This window comes from Pseudomonas sp. NBRC 111119 (genome assembly GCF_001320125.1).
Classification (GTDB): Bacteria; Pseudomonadota; Gammaproteobacteria; order Pseudomonadales; family Pseudomonadaceae; genus Aquipseudomonas; species Aquipseudomonas parafulva.
Window position 1 is genome coordinate 1 of the sequence record NZ_BCAV01000034.1, and the last position, 18,356, is coordinate 18,356.

At 60.4% G+C, this 18,356-nt stretch carries 13 protein-coding genes, 1 tRNA gene and 1 pseudogene; 12 read left to right on the forward strand and 3 right to left on the reverse strand.

Going from position 1 to position 18,356, the window contains the following annotated elements; genetic code table 11:
* Together APH25_RS14405 and APH25_RS14410 are read right to left on the reverse strand one after the other, a co-directional pair.
* A partial coding sequence (locus APH25_RS14405) for a prepilin peptidase (protein WP_177331183.1) occupies positions 1-340 on the reverse strand: 340 nt, incomplete at its 3' end.
* Between the two features lie 2 nt (positions 341-342).
* On the reverse strand, positions 343-1,551 hold the full coding sequence (locus APH25_RS14410) for a type II secretion system F family protein (protein ID WP_060482385.1): 1,209 nt from the start codon (positions 1,549-1,551) through the stop codon (positions 343-345).
* A gap of 212 nt (positions 1,552-1,763) precedes the next feature.
* Between APH25_RS14410 and APH25_RS14415 the strand changes: the two genes are divergently transcribed.
* The 12 genes and pseudogenes from APH25_RS14415 (at position 1,764) to APH25_RS14465 (ending at position 16,262) form a co-directional block, all read left to right on the forward strand.
* Positions 1,764-2,174, forward strand: coding sequence for a pilin (locus tag APH25_RS14415; protein WP_060482386.1), 411 nt, complete (start codon positions 1,764-1,766; stop codon positions 2,172-2,174).
* A gap of 70 nt (positions 2,175-2,244) precedes the next feature.
* A tRNA-Thr gene (locus APH25_RS14420) sits at positions 2,245-2,320 on the forward strand.
* A 161-nt stretch (positions 2,321-2,481) separates the two neighbouring features.
* Positions 2,482-3,516: pseudogene (locus APH25_RS14425) on the forward strand (tyrosine-type recombinase/integrase).
* Positions 3,517-4,232: 716 nt separating this feature from the next.
* The gene (locus APH25_RS14430; RefSeq protein ID WP_060482387.1) at positions 4,233-4,769 is read left to right on the forward strand and encodes a sigma-70 family RNA polymerase sigma factor; all 537 of its coding nucleotides are present in this window, start codon (positions 4,233-4,235) and stop codon (positions 4,767-4,769) included.
* On the forward strand, positions 4,766-5,731 hold the full coding sequence (locus APH25_RS14435; RefSeq protein ID WP_060482388.1) for a FecR domain-containing protein: 966 nt from the start codon (positions 4,766-4,768) through the stop codon (positions 5,729-5,731). Before APH25_RS14430 ends, APH25_RS14435 begins: the two co-directional genes overlap by 4 nt.
* 89 nt (positions 5,732-5,820) lie before the next feature.
* Entirely contained in the window at positions 5,821-8,259 is a 2,439-nt protein-coding gene (locus APH25_RS14440) for a TonB-dependent receptor (protein ID WP_060482389.1), read from the forward strand.
* A gap of 1,159 nt (positions 8,260-9,418) precedes the next feature.
* On the forward strand, positions 9,419-11,143 hold the full coding sequence (poxB, locus tag APH25_RS14445; protein WP_060482390.1) for a ubiquinone-dependent pyruvate dehydrogenase: 1,725 nt from the start codon (positions 9,419-9,421) through the stop codon (positions 11,141-11,143).
* A gap of 100 nt (positions 11,144-11,243) precedes the next feature.
* On the forward strand, positions 11,244-11,705 hold the full coding sequence (locus tag APH25_RS24990; RefSeq protein WP_082428309.1) for a GFA family protein: 462 nt from the start codon (positions 11,244-11,246) through the stop codon (positions 11,703-11,705).
* Positions 11,706-11,929: 224 nt separating this feature from the next.
* On the forward strand, positions 11,930-13,513 hold the full coding sequence (locus APH25_RS14450) for a hypothetical protein (RefSeq protein WP_060482391.1): 1,584 nt from the start codon (positions 11,930-11,932) through the stop codon (positions 13,511-13,513).
* Between the two features lie 78 nt (positions 13,514-13,591).
* Positions 13,592-14,632: a DMT family transporter gene (locus APH25_RS14455; protein WP_060482392.1), complete on the forward strand. Its 1,041-nt coding sequence runs from the start codon at positions 13,592-13,594 to the stop codon at positions 14,630-14,632.
* Positions 14,633-15,026: 394 nt separating this feature from the next.
* The gene (locus APH25_RS14460; RefSeq protein WP_060482393.1) at positions 15,027-15,551 is read left to right on the forward strand and encodes an AAA family ATPase; all 525 of its coding nucleotides are present in this window, start codon (positions 15,027-15,029) and stop codon (positions 15,549-15,551) included.
* A 180-nt stretch (positions 15,552-15,731) separates the two neighbouring features.
* On the forward strand, positions 15,732-16,262 hold the full coding sequence (locus tag APH25_RS14465; protein ID WP_028631756.1) for a glyoxalase superfamily protein: 531 nt from the start codon (positions 15,732-15,734) through the stop codon (positions 16,260-16,262).
* Between the two features lie 41 nt (positions 16,263-16,303).
* Here APH25_RS14465 and APH25_RS14470 read toward each other — a convergent pair whose 3' ends face one another.
* Complete coding sequence (locus APH25_RS14470) at positions 16,304-18,232, reverse strand: ATP-binding protein (protein WP_060482394.1); 1,929 nt, start codon at positions 18,230-18,232, stop codon at positions 16,304-16,306.
* Positions 18,233-18,356: the final 124 nt, after the last annotated feature.

Below are 18,356 nucleotides of genomic sequence, written 5' to 3' on the forward strand. Positions count from 1 at the left end.
AGGCCGCTTCAACCAACGGGTACCGCAGGCTGATGCTGGCCTTGCAGGCCCCGCAGCGCCCACCCAAGGCCAGGTAACTGAGCAGCGGAATGTTCTGCCACGCCCGAATACGCTGCCCGCACCCCGGGCAGTGCGAGGCCGGCAGGCACAGGTCGAAACGCTGGTAGAGCGTAACGGGCAGGTTCAACACCGCTTGCGCTTCACGCCGCCACTGCCGCTCCAGCATGATCGGCAGACGGTGCACCAGAACGTTCAGAAAGCTACCCGCCAACAAGCCAAGCAGGGCCACCAGGGAAATGAAGTACGCCGGCTGTACCGCCAGCAAGTTCCACACAGTCATCGTCAGATCAAACTACCCAGCTGGAAAATCGGCAGGTACATGGCCACCACCAGGCCACCGACCAGCACCCCCAGCACCAGCACGATGGCGGGTTCCAGCAGGCTGGTCATCTGGTCCAGCGTCTGGCTGACCTGTTCTTCATAATGGCTGGCGGCCTTGTCCAGCATCTGGTCCAGCGTGCCGCTGGACTCGCCGATAGCCGTCAACTGCACCAGCAACGGCGGGAACAACACCTCCCCAGCCATCGCCCGATGCAGCCCCAGCCCATTGGCCATGCCCTGGCGCAGCTGCAGCACCGCCTGCTCATGCAGCTCACCGCCGCACACTTTGGCCACCGTGCCCAGCGCATCCAGCAGTGGCACGCCCGCCGTGTACGATGTCGCCAGGCTACGCGCAAACCGCGCCAGGGCCGCCTGCCCCAGCAGCGCCCCGAACACCGGCACCTGCAGCACCCTGTGCGCCCACCATAAACGTACCGGCAGATGCCGCCGATACAGCTGCCGTAAACCCACACCCAGCCCCACTGCCACCAACAGCAGCCAGGGTGCATGCCGCCCAAACCCCGCCGCCAGGTCGATCACAAATTGCGTGAACGCAGGCAACGCGGTATTCATGCCTGCGAACAAAGACTCGAACTGCGGAATCACCTCCAGCAACAACACCGCCGACACCCCCAGCCCCGTCAGCAACAGCATCAACGGGTAGATCATCGCCTTACGCACCTTCTTCTGCAGCGCCCGCCGCTGCTCCAGCATGCCGGCAAGCTGTTCCAGTTGCCGGTCGAGCGTGCCCGACTGCTCACCCACCCGCACCAGGTTGCAGTACAGCGCATCGAACCACCCCGGGTGGCGCTGCAGTGCATCCGCCAGCCCAAGCCCCGCGTGCAAATCCTGTTTCAATTTACCCAGCAACTGCGCCTGCCCCGCCTCGCAACCACTGCGGCCCATCACCTCCAGCGCCTGCAACAGCGGCACGCCGGCCTTGAGCAGCGTCGCCAATTGCCGGCTGAAACCCGCCGGGTCCGCCTTCGCCTGCCGCTTGGGCAACCCCAGCGCCAGCCCGCCAGCAGGCCGCAAACTCACCACGTTGATGCCTTGGCGTATAAGCCCCGCCCGCACATAGGCAGGGCTGCGCCCCGCCGTTTGCCCAGTGACCGGCGTGCCGTGGGCATCCGTGCCACGCCAGGTGTAGCGCTGTGTTGTCGCGTTCATAAAAAGGCCTTTTCTGCCCGTGGGACAAGCCTGGAAACAGCTTGCCCCGTCCATGGAAGGGCGCGCGTCCGTGATGCTCACTAGAGTAGATCAGCGATGGCGAAGCCCACGCAGGCAGGGGTGACAAAAGGTGTCTGTTCAGGCCTACTGCGCCGCTGCCGGTTGGGCGCGCCGGCTTTCTAAGTGCATGCGTATCGAAAAGGAAACTGTTCATGAAAGGGCAACGCGGTATCACCCTGATCGAACTGATGATCGTCGTCGCGATCATCGGCATTCTGGCGACCATCGCCTTACCGATGTACACCAACCACCAGGCCCGCTCCAAGGCCGCCGCCGGCCTGCTGGAAATCAGCGCGCTCAAAACCCCGATGGACCTGCGGCTGAACGACGGCCGTGACGTCACCGACGTCGCCAGCCTGGGCGGCCAGCCCACCACTGCACACTGCGCCATCACCGCCAGCGGCAACGCCGCAGACGCCAGCGCCAGCATCGTCTGCACCCTGGTCGATGCCCCGGCCAATGTGCTGGGCAAGGCCCTGACGCTGACCCGTTCTGCCAGTGGTTGGGCGTGCAGTACCGACATCGAAGAAGGACTGGCGCCCAAGGGGTGCAAGGCGCCGTAAGGGCAGGGGAATAAGCCAGCGGAAACAGAGGTTTGCGTAACGGGTGCGGCAGTGGTACGTTGCGCTACACGCCGGTGTAGCTCAGTCGGTAGAGCAGCGCACTCGTAACGCGAAGGTCGCAGGTTCGATTCCTGTCTCCGGCACCAGTTCAGGTTCCAGCGAAGGCTACCAAAATCTCTGGCCCCCCCGTAAAACCCGCCTTCTGGCGGGTTTTTTCGTTATGGCGTTCCGTCTGAGTCCGACAGCTGCCAGCCGATTTAGGGGTAACGTTTGGGATAAAGTCGATTCGATAAAGGGGTTTACCCTTATGGCTCTTACTACTGCTCCCCTGACCGACACTGCATGCCGCTCGGCCAAACCAACTGACCGCCCCTACAAGCTTTGACGGTGATGGTCTTAACCTCCTCGTTTACCCCAATGGCCGCAAAGGCTGGCGCCTCCGGTATGTAAAGCCGGATGGGCGCGAGGGGCTGACCTCGTTTGGCAACTATCCCGTCATCGGTCTCGCAGATGCTCGACAGAAGCGTCTGTAGACTAAGCGGATGCTGGCGGAAAGCATTGATCCGCTCGCGTCCAAGCAGCAGGCCAAGGCCGAAGCGGTTGTCAGAGGACACACATTCGAACGCGTTGCCCTGAACTGGCATAAGGAAATGTCCGTGAAGTGGGCGCCTGGCCATTTCAGGACCGCATCGAGAACTACAAGGGGCGCATGCTCACTCGGCTGACAGTCATGCTGTCACTGCATCTGTTTGTTCGGTCCAGCGAATTGCGCTTCGCACGTTGGAGTGAGTTCGGCCTGAAGCGCGGCATATGGGGGATACCGGATACGCGACCCGGGTTGGACGGCGTTCCGTATTCGACCAGAGGGACGAAGATGGCGGGCGATATCCATGTGGTCCCTCTGTCACCGCAAGCGGTGGCGTTACTCAAACAGATTCATGCGATCAAGGGGTACTTCGATCTGGTGTTTACCAGTGACGCTCGCTCGTGGAAGCCTATGTCTGAGAACACGGTCAACAGCGCTTTGCGGAACATAGGCTACGACACTAAGACCGAACTTTGCGGGCATGGCTTCCGGTCTATGGCGTGCAGTGCCTTGGTCGAATCCGGGCTGTGGTCAGAGACGGCTATTGAGCGGCAGATGAGCCACAGGGAGCGCAACAACGTTCGAGCGGCGTATATCCACAAGGCTGAGTTTCTGGAGGACCGGCGAATGATCATGAGTTGGTGGAGCCGTTACCTGGAAGCGAACCGGCAGGAGCATATCTCGCCGCATGAGTTCCCGAATCAGGCCGGGGCAAACGTTTCTAGCCTAAGAGCAAGGCGTGGCGCAGTCGAGTGAGCGCACGGCTTTGAAGCTTCGGTGATCCGCTTTTCCATGCGGGTCCATCCAAACAGGGCTGCGAAGCCGCCCTGTTTGGATGGACCTCACCTAAAAAATCAAAAGCACCCAATCGGTCACTGGAAACCACCGGATTCCGTACACGCCTAATGCCATTTTAAACCGCAAAATCCCGCGGGCGAGTCGCTTGACCCACTCGGATTGCGGGCGTAGAAAAAACAGTGCAAAGGCTGTCGTTGACAGCACCCCAGGTGACCCGAGCCTTCAAAGTCACGCCGCTCTCGCGGTGGCTCTACCCAAGGGCGATTCTCATCCGGCAGCTCGCCCGGTCACTACCCATGTGATGGATGCTCTTACACATATAGCGATCGTGCGCCAGATAAGCCGTACCTCGCTGCCCTGCAGCAACCTATCCGCTTGGCCGAAATATTGCGCCAACCTGTGCCCGTCTCTTTCTGCTGGAAAAAGACGGGCACTTCTACCAGTGCTGCAGCCCTGATCGCACAAGGCTTTGCGGCATTCCCCCTCGTGACAATCGGCGTGTGACACGATCGGCGCGAAGACTACGACGCGGTGTATGGCGCTAGTCTGACCGGTGAACCCTCTTGAAAAATGCAAGACAAATACCTAGACCGCAACCCTCCGCCCGATTGCCCACGACCATTCATCCAAGCTACCATTGCTAATAATTCCTATTAGCACAATGGCGTCCTCCCATGAATGCCCCTCCCCGTGCTCCAGCCCCGGGTTTCGAACTGGAGGCACTCTACCGTGCCCACCACGGCTGGATCCGCCAGTGGCTACAGCGCAAGCTCGGTAATGCCCATGATGCAGCGGAGCTGGCGCAGGATGTGTTCGTGCGGTTGCTGACCAAACCCCGCGCCTTCAATGACCACGACCATGCCCGTGCGTACTTGGGGCGCATGTCGCGCAATGCCTGTGTGGATTTCTGGCGGCGGCGGCGGGTGGAAGAGGCCTACCTGGAAGTGTTGGCAGCCCAGCCAGAGCACCTGGTGCCTTCGCTGGAGCATCAGGCCGTAATTCTCGAAACGCTGGGGCAATTGCAGGCGATGTTTGAACGCATGCCCAAGCGGGTGGTCGAGGCGTTTTGCATGGCGCAGTTGCAGGGCATGAAGCAACGCGAGATCGCCGAGCAACTGGGCGTGAGCGAGCGTAGCGTGAACACATACCTGGCTCAGGCGATGTACCAGTGCTTGCTGCTGGAAGTGCAGCTGGATGACGCGCTGACATGAGCAGGGCACACCTGGACCATGCCGTGCTGCAAGCGGCTGCCGGATGGTTTGCGCGGCTGTACGCAGCCCAGCATGATCCAGCTGCCAACGCGCAATGGCGTGCCTGGCTGAACGAAGATGCGCGCCACCGCCTGGCCTGGTCCTATGTAGAAAACATCAACCAGCGTTTCGGTACCCTCGACGGCCAAGCAGAGCAGGCGCGGCAGGTATTCGACAGCGTCCGCCGAGGCCAGCAATCGCGCCGTGCCGTGCTTGGCAGCATCTGCGTGGCGGGTGCAGCAGGGCTGTTGGGGTGGGGCGGCTGGCAGCGGGGTTGGGTGGACTCGCCACGGGCGTGGTTTGCCACATACCGCACCGGCTTGGGCGAGGTGCGGTCGCTCACCTTGGCCGATGGCAGCCAGCTGTGGCTGAACGGCGAAACGGCGCTGGATGTGCAGTTTGATGAGGGCGCGCGGCAGATGCGCCTGTATCACGGTGAAGTCCTGATTGAAACCGGCAAGGACCCTCGGCCCCTGGCCGTGGTGACGCGGGCAGGCCGCATGCAACCGCTTGGCACGCGCTTCAGCGTGCGGGATCAGGGCTTGCAAACGACCTTGAGCGTGTTCGAGGGCAGCGTGCAGGCAACCTGTTCAGACAGTGGTTTGCAAACCACACTGGGCGCCGGGCAAATGCTGGTGTTCGATGCGCAGCAGGCCAGCACATCCACGGCTGCACAAGCCCTGCGCGAGGACTGGAGCCGTGGAGTGCTGGTTGCAGAAGACATGCCGTTGGGCCGAGTGATCGACGTTCTGCGCGACTACCGCCATGGTCACCTGGGCATCGATCCTTCGCTGAACAGCTTGCGCGCGGTAGGTACCTTCCCGTTGCTGGACACGGACCGAACCCTGGCAATGCTTGAGCGTGCGTTGCCCATTCGGGTAGTGCGCACCTTGCCTTGGTGGGTCTCCGTCGAGGCGAACTGAAATAAAACAAAATTCTTTTTCTGGTTTTGAGGTGCTCATGCGCTTGGTGGGATGAGGCTATTTCATTCTACTTCCGCAAGGACCCCTTCATGCTGCTTCGCGACTCTGATTCCTCGCGCCATCACCCGCTGGCGCTGGCCATTTTCCTTGCCCTTGGCTGCCACACTGCTGCCGCCCAGGCCGACAGCAACGGCGCAGCGGCACAAGGGGTAATGTATGACATGCCGGCCGGGCCGCTGGCGCGGCAACTGAATCTGCTGGCCAGCCAGGCCGGGTTGTTGATTGGCGGTGATGCCACGCTCACCGCCAACAAGCAGAGCCAGGCGGTGCACGCTACCAGCGTGGAGCAGGCGCTTGCGCAGATACTGGCAGGCAGTGGTGTGCAAGCGGTGCGCACCGGCGAGCGGGAATTCCAGTTGACGCGTCAGGCCGAGGACCCAGCGGGTGTAGTGACCCTGGGCAGCACCACCATCTCCAGTCAGGGCCTGGGCGATGTGACTGAGGGCACCGGGGCTTACGCCACGGGCCGTTCGTCCACCGCCACGAAGCTACCTATGAGCCTGCGCGAGACGCCGCAGTCGGTCACCGTGGTCACCCGCCAGCGCATTGACGACCAGAACATGCAGAACCTCGACGACGTCATGCGCAACGCTACCGGCATCACCATCGTCAAGAACGGCGGCGAGCGTTCGGTGTACCAGGCGCGCGGTCAGTCGGTGGACAACCTGCAGATCGACGGGGTGCCGACCAATATCAGCAACCCTTACTCGATGGATGCCATCTCCAAGCCCAATACCGATATCTACGACCGCGTGGAAATCGTCCGGGGCGCCACCGGCCTGATGGAAGGCGCAGGCAACCCTTCGGCATCGATCAACCTGATCCGCAAGCGCCCAACTTCCGAGCGTCAGGCATTGATCGAGACCTCGGTCGGTTCGTGGGACGACTACAAGACCATGGTCGATCTGTCCTCTCCGCTCAACGAAGCCGGTACCCTGCGCGGCCGCTCGGTGATCTCCTACAACAACGCCAACAGCTACCTGGATACCGCCCAGAAGGAAAACCAGCTGTTCTACGGCATTCTCGAAGCCGACCTGAACGACTCGACCATGGCGACCTTCGGTTTAACCTACCAGAAAGAGCGCAACTCGGGCTACGACTGGTCCGGCCTGCCGACCCAGGAGAACGGCGAGTTCTACCCGATCTCGCGCTCGACCTCGCTGACCGGTGACTGGAACAAGCTGGACAAACGCAACACGACGATCTTCGCCGACCTGCAGCACATCTTCGACAATGGCTGGAAGTCGGTGATCGCGGTCAACCAGATGTGGGCCAAGTCCGACTTCCTAGGCAACTACACCTTCCCGGGCGGTGCCACCGACCTGTTCACCCTCAATCCCCGGCACTTTCGCTACGACGACACCCAGACCAGCATCGACGGCTACCTGACCGGCCCGTTTCAGCTGCTCGGTCGCCAGCACGACCTGATCATCGGCGGCAACTGGCGCAAGGATGACTTCGACTATCACGGTGGTCGCGATGTGTCCTACCGCTACATCGTCGACATGAACAACCTAGGCGCCTTCGACCCGCCCAAGCCTACCGGCCTCAATGTCAACCAGTGGCAGTACAACCGCACCCAGGAACAGAAAGGTATGTATGTGGCCAGCCGCTTCAGCCTGACCGACAGCACCAAGTTTATCCTCGGCAGCCGTATCAGCTGGTTCACCTACGACACCCTGAACGACACCAACGGCATCCGTACCGCTGATGACTACGATCACTTCTCTAAGAGCGGCGAAGTCACGCCGTACGCAGGCCTGGTGCAGGACCTCAACGAGAACTTGACCGCCTACGCCAGCTACACCGAAGTGTTCAAACCGCAGGACGTCGAAGCCGAGGACGGTGGCATTCTCAAGCCGATGACCGGAAGCAACTACGAGATTGGCCTCAAGGGCGAATTCTTCGACAAACGCCTGCAGACCTCGATGGCCATTTTCCAGGCCGACCAGACCGGTCGTGCCGAGCTGGTCACCTCCAACACCTGCGCCGGCGGCTGCTACCGCTCTTCCGAAAAGGTTCGCAACAAGGGTATCGAGCTGGAAATGAACGGCGAGATCCTGCCGGACTGGAACCTGTCCGCCGGCTACACCTACACCCAGTCTAAGTACATCAGCGGCGAACAGAAGGGCGACGACTTCAACGGCGCCTCGCCACGCCATCTGTTCAAACTGGCCACCGACTACCGTCTGCCGGGTGAGCTCAACCACCTGCGAGTGGGCGGCAGCTTCTATGCCCAGAGCAAGATGACCCAGACCGAGGTCGGCGAAGACTACAAGATCCAGCAGGACGCCTACCACTTGACCAACTTGCATGCGATCTACGAGATCAACAAGAACCTCGAAGTGCAGTACAACCTGGATAACGTGTTCAACAAGAAGTATTACCAGACCTTGGGCAACCCCAACTACTGGAACTTCTATGGCGAGCCACGCAATTTTAACGTGGCGCTGCGGGCAAGGTTCTAACTCGCTAATGCGCCGGCAAACTCATTGGCGGCGCTTTGGGAGAGCGGGCTCAGTCGCAAAGCATTCAACGCGGCGGATGGCGCCGGCTTGGCCGGTGTTCGCGGCTGAAGGCGCATCTACGAGGGGCAGCTACAGGTCCAGCCTGTGTGAAAACGCAAGTATGTACGTCAAGTAGCGAAAGAAGTTGAGGCAGCTTGAAATTCGCAGCTGTAAGTGGAGATCGATCCCAGTTGGGCACCAGCCGCGGCCTGTGCTATCTGAGCCGAGGCAGCGGCGAGGATAGCCGCATCCGGGCGCAAAAAACGATTGGACTCATGTCCTGATCGCTTCAATCAGCCCAGCGATGCCAAAGATGCTCATCATTCGTTTGGGATTGTAGGCAGCACGTGAAGGCATCATTTCGATGCTAACTCTCGGTAGGGTTATGGTCAGGCCTCACCTTCAATAAACCGTTTCGTGAACGTCCCCGCCACGATCTCGACGATCAGAAGGTTAGACAATCGCAGTTGTTTTCATAGAGTCTGGGTCGCTAGCTGCCATCTTCGCACGGATTCTGTCGTTCCTCACCTAGCATTTGAGGCGGGGGGGGGGGGCGCTCTTGCTCCCACTAGAGTTCAAAAATCCGGACTCGATTCCACGGAAAGCCATTACTAGCTGATTTATTTATAGATACCCTATGAGATACATCAAAAAATCTACTAAATTCCAACCCCACGGAAACCGGGCGCTCACGGCCAGTAACCGTCCGTCTGTCTCCGTACCAGTTCAGGTTCCAGCGAAGGCTATCAAAATCTCTGCCCCCCCGGAAAACCTGTCTTCTGGGGGGGCTTTTTCGTTATGGCGTTCCGTCTGAGTCCAGATTTAATGGTCTTGTCATTCACACGCATTTGAGATTCGCCTCCTGCGATTTTCCAATACTAGTGACCCTTCCTTTTTCTCGCCACGGGTCGGTGTCCTAGCGTGACTGCTCCATAACCCCATATTCAAGGCGCCATACATGATTCCCATGCTCTGCTCCCGATATCTTTCTGCAGCCCATCCCGCCCCAACACCATCACCCCACATGACGATTCCTTCACAGACCTAACCGAACACCCCCCACCCCACGCCTGTCTCTATTCCCATCGATCACTTCTTCCCGTTCCCACCAGGAGTTCTCATGGCAAAGATCAACATGGCCCAGCAACTGGCTTCAACCCTCGAACAGGCCGGTATCAAACGGATCTGGGGTCTCACCGGCGACAGCCTCAACGGCCTGACCGATGCCCTGCGCAGCATGGACAGCATTGAGTGGATGCATGTGCGCCATGAGGAAGTCGCAGCCTTCGCCGCCGGTGCAGAGGCGGCAGTGACCGGCGAGCTGACGGTATGCGCAGGCAGTTGCGGGCCGGGTAACCTGCACTTGATCAATGGCCTGTTCGACTGCCACCGCAACCGAGTGCCGGTGCTGGCCATCGCCGCGCAAATCCCGTCCTCGGAGATTGGCCTGAACTACTTCCAGGAAACCCACCCGCAGGAGCTGTTCAAGGAATGCAGCCATTTCATCGAGTTGGTCAGCAACCCGGCGCAGATGCCGCAGGTGCTGCACCGGGCAATGCGCTCGGCCATTCTCAATCGCGGTGTAGCAGTGGTGGTGATACCCGGTGATGTATCGCTGCTGGAGGTGGAGGAAAAGCCGGCAGCCTGGCCTGCGTTGCAGCAGCCGCGCATCCTGCCAGCCGAAGCCGACTTGCAGCGCCTGGCCGAGTTGCTGGAAGACAGCCACAAGGTGACCCTGCTGTGCGGCAGTGGCTGCGCGGGGGCTCATGACCAGGTGGTGGCGCTGGCCGATGCGCTTGGTGCGCCGGTGGTCCATGCGCTGCGGGGTAAGGAGCACGTGGAGTGGGACAACCCCTTCGACGTGGGCATGACGGGGTTGATTGGCTTCAGCTCCGGTTACCACGCGATGTTGGGCTGCGACACGCTGGTGATGCTGGGCACCGACTTCCCTTACCGGCAGTTCTACCCGAGCGATGCCAAGATCGTACAGGTTGACCGTGACCCGCAAGCGCTGGGGCGCCGTGCCACCCTGTCGCTTGGCATCGCTGCCGATGTCGGCGAAACGCTCAACGCGCTGCTGCCGCGCCTGACGCGCAAAACAGATCGCCGTTTCCTGGAGGACTCACTGAAAGCCTATGGCAAGGCGCGCCAGGGCCTGGACGACCTGGCCGAGCCATCCAAGGGAGACCGGCCGATCCATCCGCAATACGTCACGCGTCTGCTCAGCGAACTGGCCACCGAAGACGCGATATTTACCGCTGATGTGGGTTCGCCCACTGTCTGGGCAGCGCGTTACCTGAAGATGAATGGGCAGCGTCGCCTGGTCGGCTCGTTCAACCACGGCTCGATGGCCAATGCCATGCCCCAGGCCATGGGCGCGCAGGCAGCCTTCCCGGGTCGCCAGGTCATCTCGATGAGTGGCGACGGTGGTTTCAGCATGTTGATGGGGGACTTCATCTCGCTCTCGCAGCTGAAATTGCCCGTGAAGGTGGTGGTGTTCAACAACGCCTCACTGGGTTTCGTCGCCATGGAAATGAAAGCGGCTGGCTACCTTGACACCGGCACCGACCTGCACAACCCCGATTTTGCCGCCATGTCCAATGCCATGGGCATCCTAGGGATTCGCGTAGAGCGCTCGGAAGACCTGGAAGACGCCCTGCGCCGTGCACTGGCGCACGATGGCCCGGTGCTGGTCGACGTGGTCACCGCTACTCAGGAGTTGGTCATGCCGCCGGCGATCAAGCTGGAGCAGGCCAAGGGCTTCAGCCTGTACATGCTAAAAGCGGTAATGAGCGGGCGTGGTGACGAGGTGTTGGACTTGGCGAAGACCAACCTGCTGCGTTAGCGGCTGCGCGTGGGAGAGATTCACGGTTCAGGCCGATGGGTATACATTCAGAGCCTGTGCCGTGAGTCTTCAAGTTAGTTTCCTAGACTAGAGAAACGCCATGACTAATGAAAAAAGCGATGATCGCCCTGTTTACCAAGCAGCCTGCCATTGCGGGACCGTGCGGTTTTCGCTGCGCCTGACCGACGGCCTGCGAACCACACGCCGGTGTAACTGCTCGCTCTGCCGTATGCGAGGCGCTGTGGCGGTATCGGCCAATCTGGGGGATATCACTGTCACTCAAGGGCAAGAGGCGCTGACCCTTTATCAGTTCAACACTCGTGAAGCCAAGCACTACTTCTGTTCGAAATGCGGCATCTATACCTTTCACCAGCGCCGCTCTTCGCCCGACCAGTACGGGGTCAATGTTGCGTGCATTGAGGGGATGAGCCCGTTTGATTTTGCAGAGGTGCCTGTTAATGAAGGGCGTGTTCATCCCAAGGATCGTGCAGCGGGAAGCTCAACTGTTGCGGGATGGTTGCGGTACGAAAGCAATCCAGATTCTGTTCAGGACAACGGCTAAAAAGGGAGGGCTTTTGGGTAGGAAGTTTTCGAACACGAATCATAACGAACAAGCCGCCGGTGTTTCAGGTTTCCGATTTCGCTGAAAGGCAGGCTGATTATGACTTCGTTGGGTTGAGAGCGATCGCTAGAGTGCGTGTAAACCTAAAGGCTGTGTCGTTCCCCTAATGAAACATGATGGCCTGCCGATATCATTGCAACACCCACGCCCGGCAGGACGCCCCCATGGTTTCGATAACAGCAACCTATCACCTGGACCAACGCGCCACCCTTTCGCATTCATCTCCAGCGATCGCGAGCAAGCAGGCCGCTACCCCAATCGCCGATACGCCATCCTCGCCGAGCAGCCACGTCGCTCTCGGCCAGACCCCTACTGGCAATGATCCAGACATCTATTCCCGCCATAGCCTGCTCTCAGCCCGCACCCGCTATGCCTGGGAAAGTGACAGCCAGAATACGTTATCCACAACCCTGCAAACTGCGTTCGAGTCGTCCAGAACCGCCAGCCGCTTCAAGGGTATCGGCGGCGCGCTCATGCAGCAGCTGGCGCTAAATGGCGGCAACAGCATTTCCCAGTCGCTATTCACCTACACAGATAACGCGCCGCTAACTGCGGATGAACTCAAGCTCCAGCAACAGAACCTGCGCAATCACCCGGACAACGGCGTTACGTTCAACCTCACCACCGCCTCCGGGGCTACTGTAAAGCTGTTGTTGGCCAGCAGCGAAAAGGGCTTGGCTGCCAGCGCCGAAGTTGAAGGTGCTGAACTCACTGCGGATGAGCTGAAGGGGCTAGGCGAACTGGCTGATTCATTCCAGTCCGCTATCGATGGCTTGTATGAAGTACCGCCGCAACTGAAATTGGGCAGCCTGGTAAAGCTTGATCCAGCGGTGTTTACGTCACTGCAAATGACGGCAAAGCTCGAAACCCCGAGCGGCGAGCAGGCATTTGATCTGGCAATCAATGACAAGGCGCGAAGCCTCAGCCTCGAGGGCCCATCCGGCCAGGTAAAACTTAGCCTGGACACACAGGATGCCGAATTACTGGGTAACCGCGCCCAACGCAAAGCAGCAATCGACAATTACCTGAACCAGTTCGACGCTGCGCAAAGCCGTGGGCATGGCGACAGGCACCTGGTGGGCCTGCTCAAGGATGCATTCACCGCGCTCAACAGCATGGATGACAACCGCCAGCCAGTTACTCAGCGGCCATTGCCGCTGACTGACAACGACCGTGCCCTGTTGAGTGGCTTGGCAGACTTCAAAGCATCGATCAGCGAGAACGCACGCAGTTCAAACCCGATGCGGCCAGATGAAGTGGACAGTTTCAGCTTCAACCTGTCGCAGACCACGTCTATCAAAGGGCGGGCCTTGCAGAACTTGTCTGTTGAGCAGCATCAGCAGAGCAAGCTGCAGGCTTCGTTCCATCGCGCCATTGGCCAGCAGGGAGCCCTTAACCTGGATAACGACCGCAAGTCGCAGAACTACACCTATCACCTGATCGATGACCAGGCGAGCAGCAGCACGCGCCTGGCCTACGATGAGGGGATTCTGGTAGAGGCCAGCGCCACTCAGCAGGCAAGCCAGAAAGAGCGAGTGCTTACTTACATTCAGGGCGATCTCAAGGACGATGTGACCACGCCCAAAGCTGTTACTCAGTCGCGCAACTTGCTGAAGGTTTTGAGCGATACATTTGAGCGGAGCCGCCATGCCCAGAACGGGTGGGAAGCCTCGGTGCTTGAAGAAGCGCTTCAGTCCCAGCGGAGCCGCTGGATGCTACAAGTGGAACCCGCGAAGATTGCTCCCTGATAAGGATAGCTAGTGCGTGCGGGCAGGGCATGGGAGGGGTATCGTTCATACCAAGCCCACTGCACTACGGACCGCACCATGACCAACAGCATAGTCTACGCGCTGGGCGCCGCATTACTGTTCGGTGCAAGTACCCCACTGGCCAAGTTCCTGGGGCTGGGCATGTCTCCGGTCCTGCTGGGCGGCCTGCTCTACCTGGGTAGCGGCGTAGGGCTGACCATCACCCGGCTAGTTCGCGACCGTGGCTGGACGCCTACCGGCCTGGCCGCAGCAGAGTGGCCATGGTTTTTGGGCGCAATCGCCTTTGGTGGCGTGCTGGGGCCGGTCGCATTGATGTTTGGCTTGGCCCTCACCTCAGGGACTACGGCGTCGCTGCTGCTCAACCTTGAGGCCGTGCTGACGGCGGTACTGGCCTGGATCGTGTTCAAGGAAAACGCCGACCGCCGGATTGTCGCTGGCATGGTGGCCATTGTCGCGGGGGGCGTGTTGCTGGCCTGGCCGCAGGGCCCCGCTGGCGTCCAGGGCTGGTTGGGGCCATTTGCAGTGGCGATCGCGTGCATGTGCTGGGCTGTGGATAACAACCTGACGCGCAAGATCTCGGCGTCCGACGCGTTGTTCATTGCGGGCACCAAAGGCGTGGTAGCGGGTGTGGTGAACACAGTGCTGGCCATTGCGCTTGGCGCGCATCTACCAGAGCTGGCGCGGCTTGGGCCGATCCTGATCGTGGGCTTTTTGGGCTATGGCTTCAGCCTGGTGCTGTTTGTGCTGGCATTGAGAGGGCTCGGGACTGCACGTACGGGGGCGTACTTCTCGATTGCGCCGTTCCTTGGGGCTGCCATCTCGATTCTGTTTATGGGCGAGGCTGTGACCGGGTTGTTCTGGGTAGCTGCCGCGCTGATGGCGCTCGGCGTCTGGATACACCTGACCGAAAGCCATGCCCATGAACATCAGCACCTGCGCCAGCTACATGATCACCGGCATGTGCATGATGAACATCATCAGCACGACCATGACTTCGAATGGGATGGGGCGGAGCCTCACAGCCATCGGCATGAGCACCTGCCGATGCGCCACAGCCATGCGCACTTTCCGGATATTCATCATCGGCATCAGCATTGATGGGGTGATGAGTTCTTGCACTGCATTCTTGGCTCCTACGCCAAGCGAGCTTTATCCGACCTTTGGGATGTTGCCTCCACAGCCGCGCCCCAATAGAGTCTTCAGTCGCCATCGCAGGCGCTCCTGTGTGCAGGTTGTCACTTTAATGGCGGCTGTGTGTGGGCAGGCCTCGGCCTGGCCGGGTTTCCAAGCTTCCCGGTATTCCTACCCTGAACACAGCTGTCACCCAATCTCGTAGGAAGGATCGTGGCAGTTCCAACCTGAACTTGGGGCCTCATGGATGCTTGTTTCAAGTGCACCTGCGGCAAGCTCATGTGCTGGCGAAGCGTAGCAACGAAGGGTTGCCGTTCCCGCACCGACATCAACAACACCCCTTATTCGAAAAGGAGTTCATGTGCAAAGGGTCATGATCGTCGGCCAACCCGGCGCCGGCAAAAGCACATTGGCCCGCCAACTGGGCGAGCGCACGGGCCTGCCGGTTATCCACATCGATACCATCCATTGGCAACCTGGCTGGGTAGAGCGCAGCCGGGACGAGAAAACCCGCCTGTGCCATGAAGTAGAGGCCGGTGATCGATGGATCTTCGAAGGCGGTCATTCGCAAACCTGGGATACCCGCCTGGCCCGTGCCGACGTTCTCATCTGGGTCGACCGCTCCCTGGCGCTCAGGTGCTGGCGCGTGGTTTTCAGAACCTTGTCGAACCGGGGCCACACGCGCCCAGACTTGCCGGAGAATTGCCCGGAATTACTCGGCAACCTTCCCGAGTTCTTCAAGTACATCTGGTCATCGAGAAACACTGCGCGTGCCAAGATGGAACAGTTGGCGGCCACCGCGCCTGCGGGCTGCCGGGTGGTGCGCCTGCGTTCCAACCGGGAAACCACAGAGTTTCTAGCGTCAGTAGGGCCAGTGCTCACTTAACACCGCCCCGCCTTCCGGCCTAACCTCACACCCTGTACTATCGCTCCCAGGCCAATGCTGCCTGCCGCTCGCTCCGTCCCGGAAAGGTGAAAGCATTTCAACACCTCATTCCTGCACATCCTCTCTTCAGCCGAGGTTTGGCAATGCGAGCACCGGTCTGCTTCGGCTTCAGGAGGCAAGATGTCGACTATTGATACCGCCAAGCGCATGGCCAAGGCACTGCGTGCATCCCTGGCAACCCGGGACCAGAACCTGCCCCATTCCGCGGCGCTGGAAATCGTGGCGCAGCAGTTGGGTTACAAGGACTGGAACACCGCTTCGGCAATGCTCCCCACGGCACCCGACCCTTCAGCAATCCGGTTCGAAACAGCCATCCCCATACTGCGCATGTTCGATGAAGCGAAAGCCCGGGAGTTTTACCTGGAGTTTCTCGGCTTCACAGTCGAGTTCGAACACCGCTTTGAGGCGGACCTGCCATTGTATATGGGTATTCAGCGCGACGGGCTGAAAGTTCATCTGTCTGAGCACCATGGGGATGCCAGCCCAGGGAGCACGCTGTTTGTACCCATGGTGAACATCGAACGCCTGCGCGATGAGTTGGCCGCCAAGCGGTATGGGTATGGGCGGCCGGATATTGTCGAGCAAGGGTGGGGCAAGGTGCTGGAGGTTTACGACCCGTTTGGCAACCGTATTCGGTTTTGCCAGGGGTAGGCCGCGCAGCCTGCGAGTGATCGAGCGATGGCGCCCTGCGATCACGGTTGGGTTGTGGTGTTTGCCTCGGTAAACATGCCTTCCACACAGGCCTTGAACTGCTGCAGGGTAAAGGGCTTGGGCAGTAGACGGGTGCGGTCCTGGCGCTCTGCCAGTTCGGCGGCACCGTCGATCAAGCCGGAAATGAACAGCACCCGCAACCCCGGCACCCGTGCCCGGGCGCCTTCGGCAATGCGGTCACCGGCCAGGCTGCCAGGCAGCACCAGGTCGGTCACCACCAGCTGCAGGTCTGGGCGCTGGTCGATGTGCTGCAAGGCCTCAGCAGGGGCGGTCACCTCGATCACCTCGAAGCCGAGTTCCTTTAAGGACTCGGCAACCAGTTCACGGATCGCTACCTCATCCTCGATCACCATGGCGCACCCACGCTGGCTGGCGGGTTCACCTGCTGATTCGTCTACAGGCGCAGCAACAGCAGCAGGTACCGGGTCACGGTAAATCGGCAGCAGCAAACTGACGGACGTCCCTTCGCCCATCACCGAGTCAATCAGTGCCGTGCCCGACGCCTGGCGGGCGAAGTCCTTGACCATCGACAGCCCCAGCCCGGTACCCGAGCCGAGCGGCTTGGTGGTGAAGAAGGGCTCGAACGCTCGTTCCGCCACGCTGGCTGGCATGCCCATGCCCGTGTCGGTCACACAGATTTCCACGTATTCGCCGGCGGCGAGCTCGGCATGGCCCGCCCCGATCGCCACCTTGCTCACCCGCACCTGCAATCGGCCCCCCTGTGGCATTGCGTCGCGGGCGTTGATGCAGAGGTTCAGCAGGGCGTTCTCCAGCTGATGCGCATCGCAGTAGCACAGCGCCGAGCCCTGCAAGGGCTCGAACTGGAATTCGATGCGCGGGGTAAGCGTTCTGGACAGCAGGTCTTTCATGTCCTCGATCAACAGCACCGCATCCACCGTCGCGCTGGCCAGCGGCTGCCTGCGGGCGAATGCCAGTAGCCGGTGGGTAAGGGTGCTGGCCTTGCGCGTGGCCGTTCTGGCCAGCGCCAGGTAGCGGTCCAGTTCGCCGTGGCGGCCTTGGGCCAGGCGCTGCTCGATCATGTCGTGGCTGCCGCTGATCACGGTCAGCAGGTTGTTGAAGTCATGGGCCAGGCCACCGGTCAGTTGCCCCAGCGACTCCATCTTCTGGCTTTGCTGCAGTTGCGAACTCACCCGCTCGAAGGCCTGTTGGCGCTCGCGGTACTGGGTAACGTCCCGGGCTACGGCGCAATACAGGCCGGCAAGGCTGGTGATGCGCCAGTTCAGCAGCAAAGGCTGGCCGTTGCTGCGCACGCTTTGCGTGTCCAGTTCGGCGATGGCCTTGCCGTTGAGTTCGCGCAATGCATCTGCCAGCTGTGCTGGCGAGATAAAACTGTAGAATGCGCCGGCTTTGAGCTGCTCCTCACTCCAGCCTGTCGCCAGCTGCCACGTCGGGTTCATGGCCAGTAGCTGGCCGCTGTCGGACAGGGTGCAGATCAGGTCCGGGGATACGTTCCAGATACTGTCCCGTTCATCGGTACGGCGTTCCACTTCGTCTTCCAGGGTTCTGTTCAAATGGTCCACGGCGTTGAGGTTGCTGCGCAGCAGCGAGCAGATCGTCGCCATGCCCAGCGTCACCAGGCCAAAACTCAGGCTGTTGGCCCAGGCTGTCCAGTCTGCGGCGAACCCCAGTGGGCCGATGAAAAAGTACTGCGCAGCCAGCACCGCCAGGGTGCACCCCAGTACCGAAGGCCCGGCGCCGAACCAGAAGCCGATCAGCATCAGGCCGGGTATGAAGAACAGGTAGGGGAGGGCGGCAGGCGACATCTGCGCACGGGCGGCGCAACACAAGGCCACTACCAGCACGGCGCCGAGGTAACGGCTGGCAACACTCAGTTGCACCCGTTCCAGGCGCTGCAAAAGGGCGACGATTACACGTTTCAACCAGGTCAAGAATCACTCCGGAATAGTCTGGAATTCATCAGTACGAACCTGCAACACAACAGCAGAGCCTCAGGGACTCATAGGCGAGATAACAGGCACCGTCCAATAGATTTTTTTGGCCGCAGCCCCCTCG

Bases quoted from the DNA above. Each gene is read 5' to 3' on its own strand.
- APH25_RS14410 (WP_060482385.1), bottom strand. From the start codon at position 1,551: ATGAACGCGACAACACAGCGCTACACCTGGCGTGGCACGGATGCCCAC.
- APH25_RS14415 (WP_060482386.1), top strand. From the start codon at position 1,764: ATGAAAGGGCAACGCGGTATCACCCTGATCGAACTGATGATCGTCGTC.
- APH25_RS14430 (WP_060482387.1), top strand. From the start codon at position 4,233: ATGAATGCCCCTCCCCGTGCTCCAGCCCCGGGTTTCGAACTGGAGGCA.
- APH25_RS14435 (WP_060482388.1), top strand. From the start codon at position 4,766: ATGAGCAGGGCACACCTGGACCATGCCGTGCTGCAAGCGGCTGCCGGA.
- APH25_RS14440 (WP_060482389.1), top strand. From the start codon at position 5,821: ATGCTGCTTCGCGACTCTGATTCCTCGCGCCATCACCCGCTGGCGCTG.
- poxB (WP_060482390.1), top strand. From the start codon at position 9,419: ATGGCAAAGATCAACATGGCCCAGCAACTGGCTTCAACCCTCGAACAG.
- APH25_RS24990 (WP_082428309.1), top strand. From the start codon at position 11,244: ATGACTAATGAAAAAAGCGATGATCGCCCTGTTTACCAAGCAGCCTGC.
- APH25_RS14450 (WP_060482391.1), top strand. From the start codon at position 11,930: ATGGTTTCGATAACAGCAACCTATCACCTGGACCAACGCGCCACCCTT.
- APH25_RS14455 (WP_060482392.1), top strand. From the start codon at position 13,592: ATGACCAACAGCATAGTCTACGCGCTGGGCGCCGCATTACTGTTCGGT.
- APH25_RS14465 (WP_028631756.1), top strand. From the start codon at position 15,732: ATGTCGACTATTGATACCGCCAAGCGCATGGCCAAGGCACTGCGTGCA.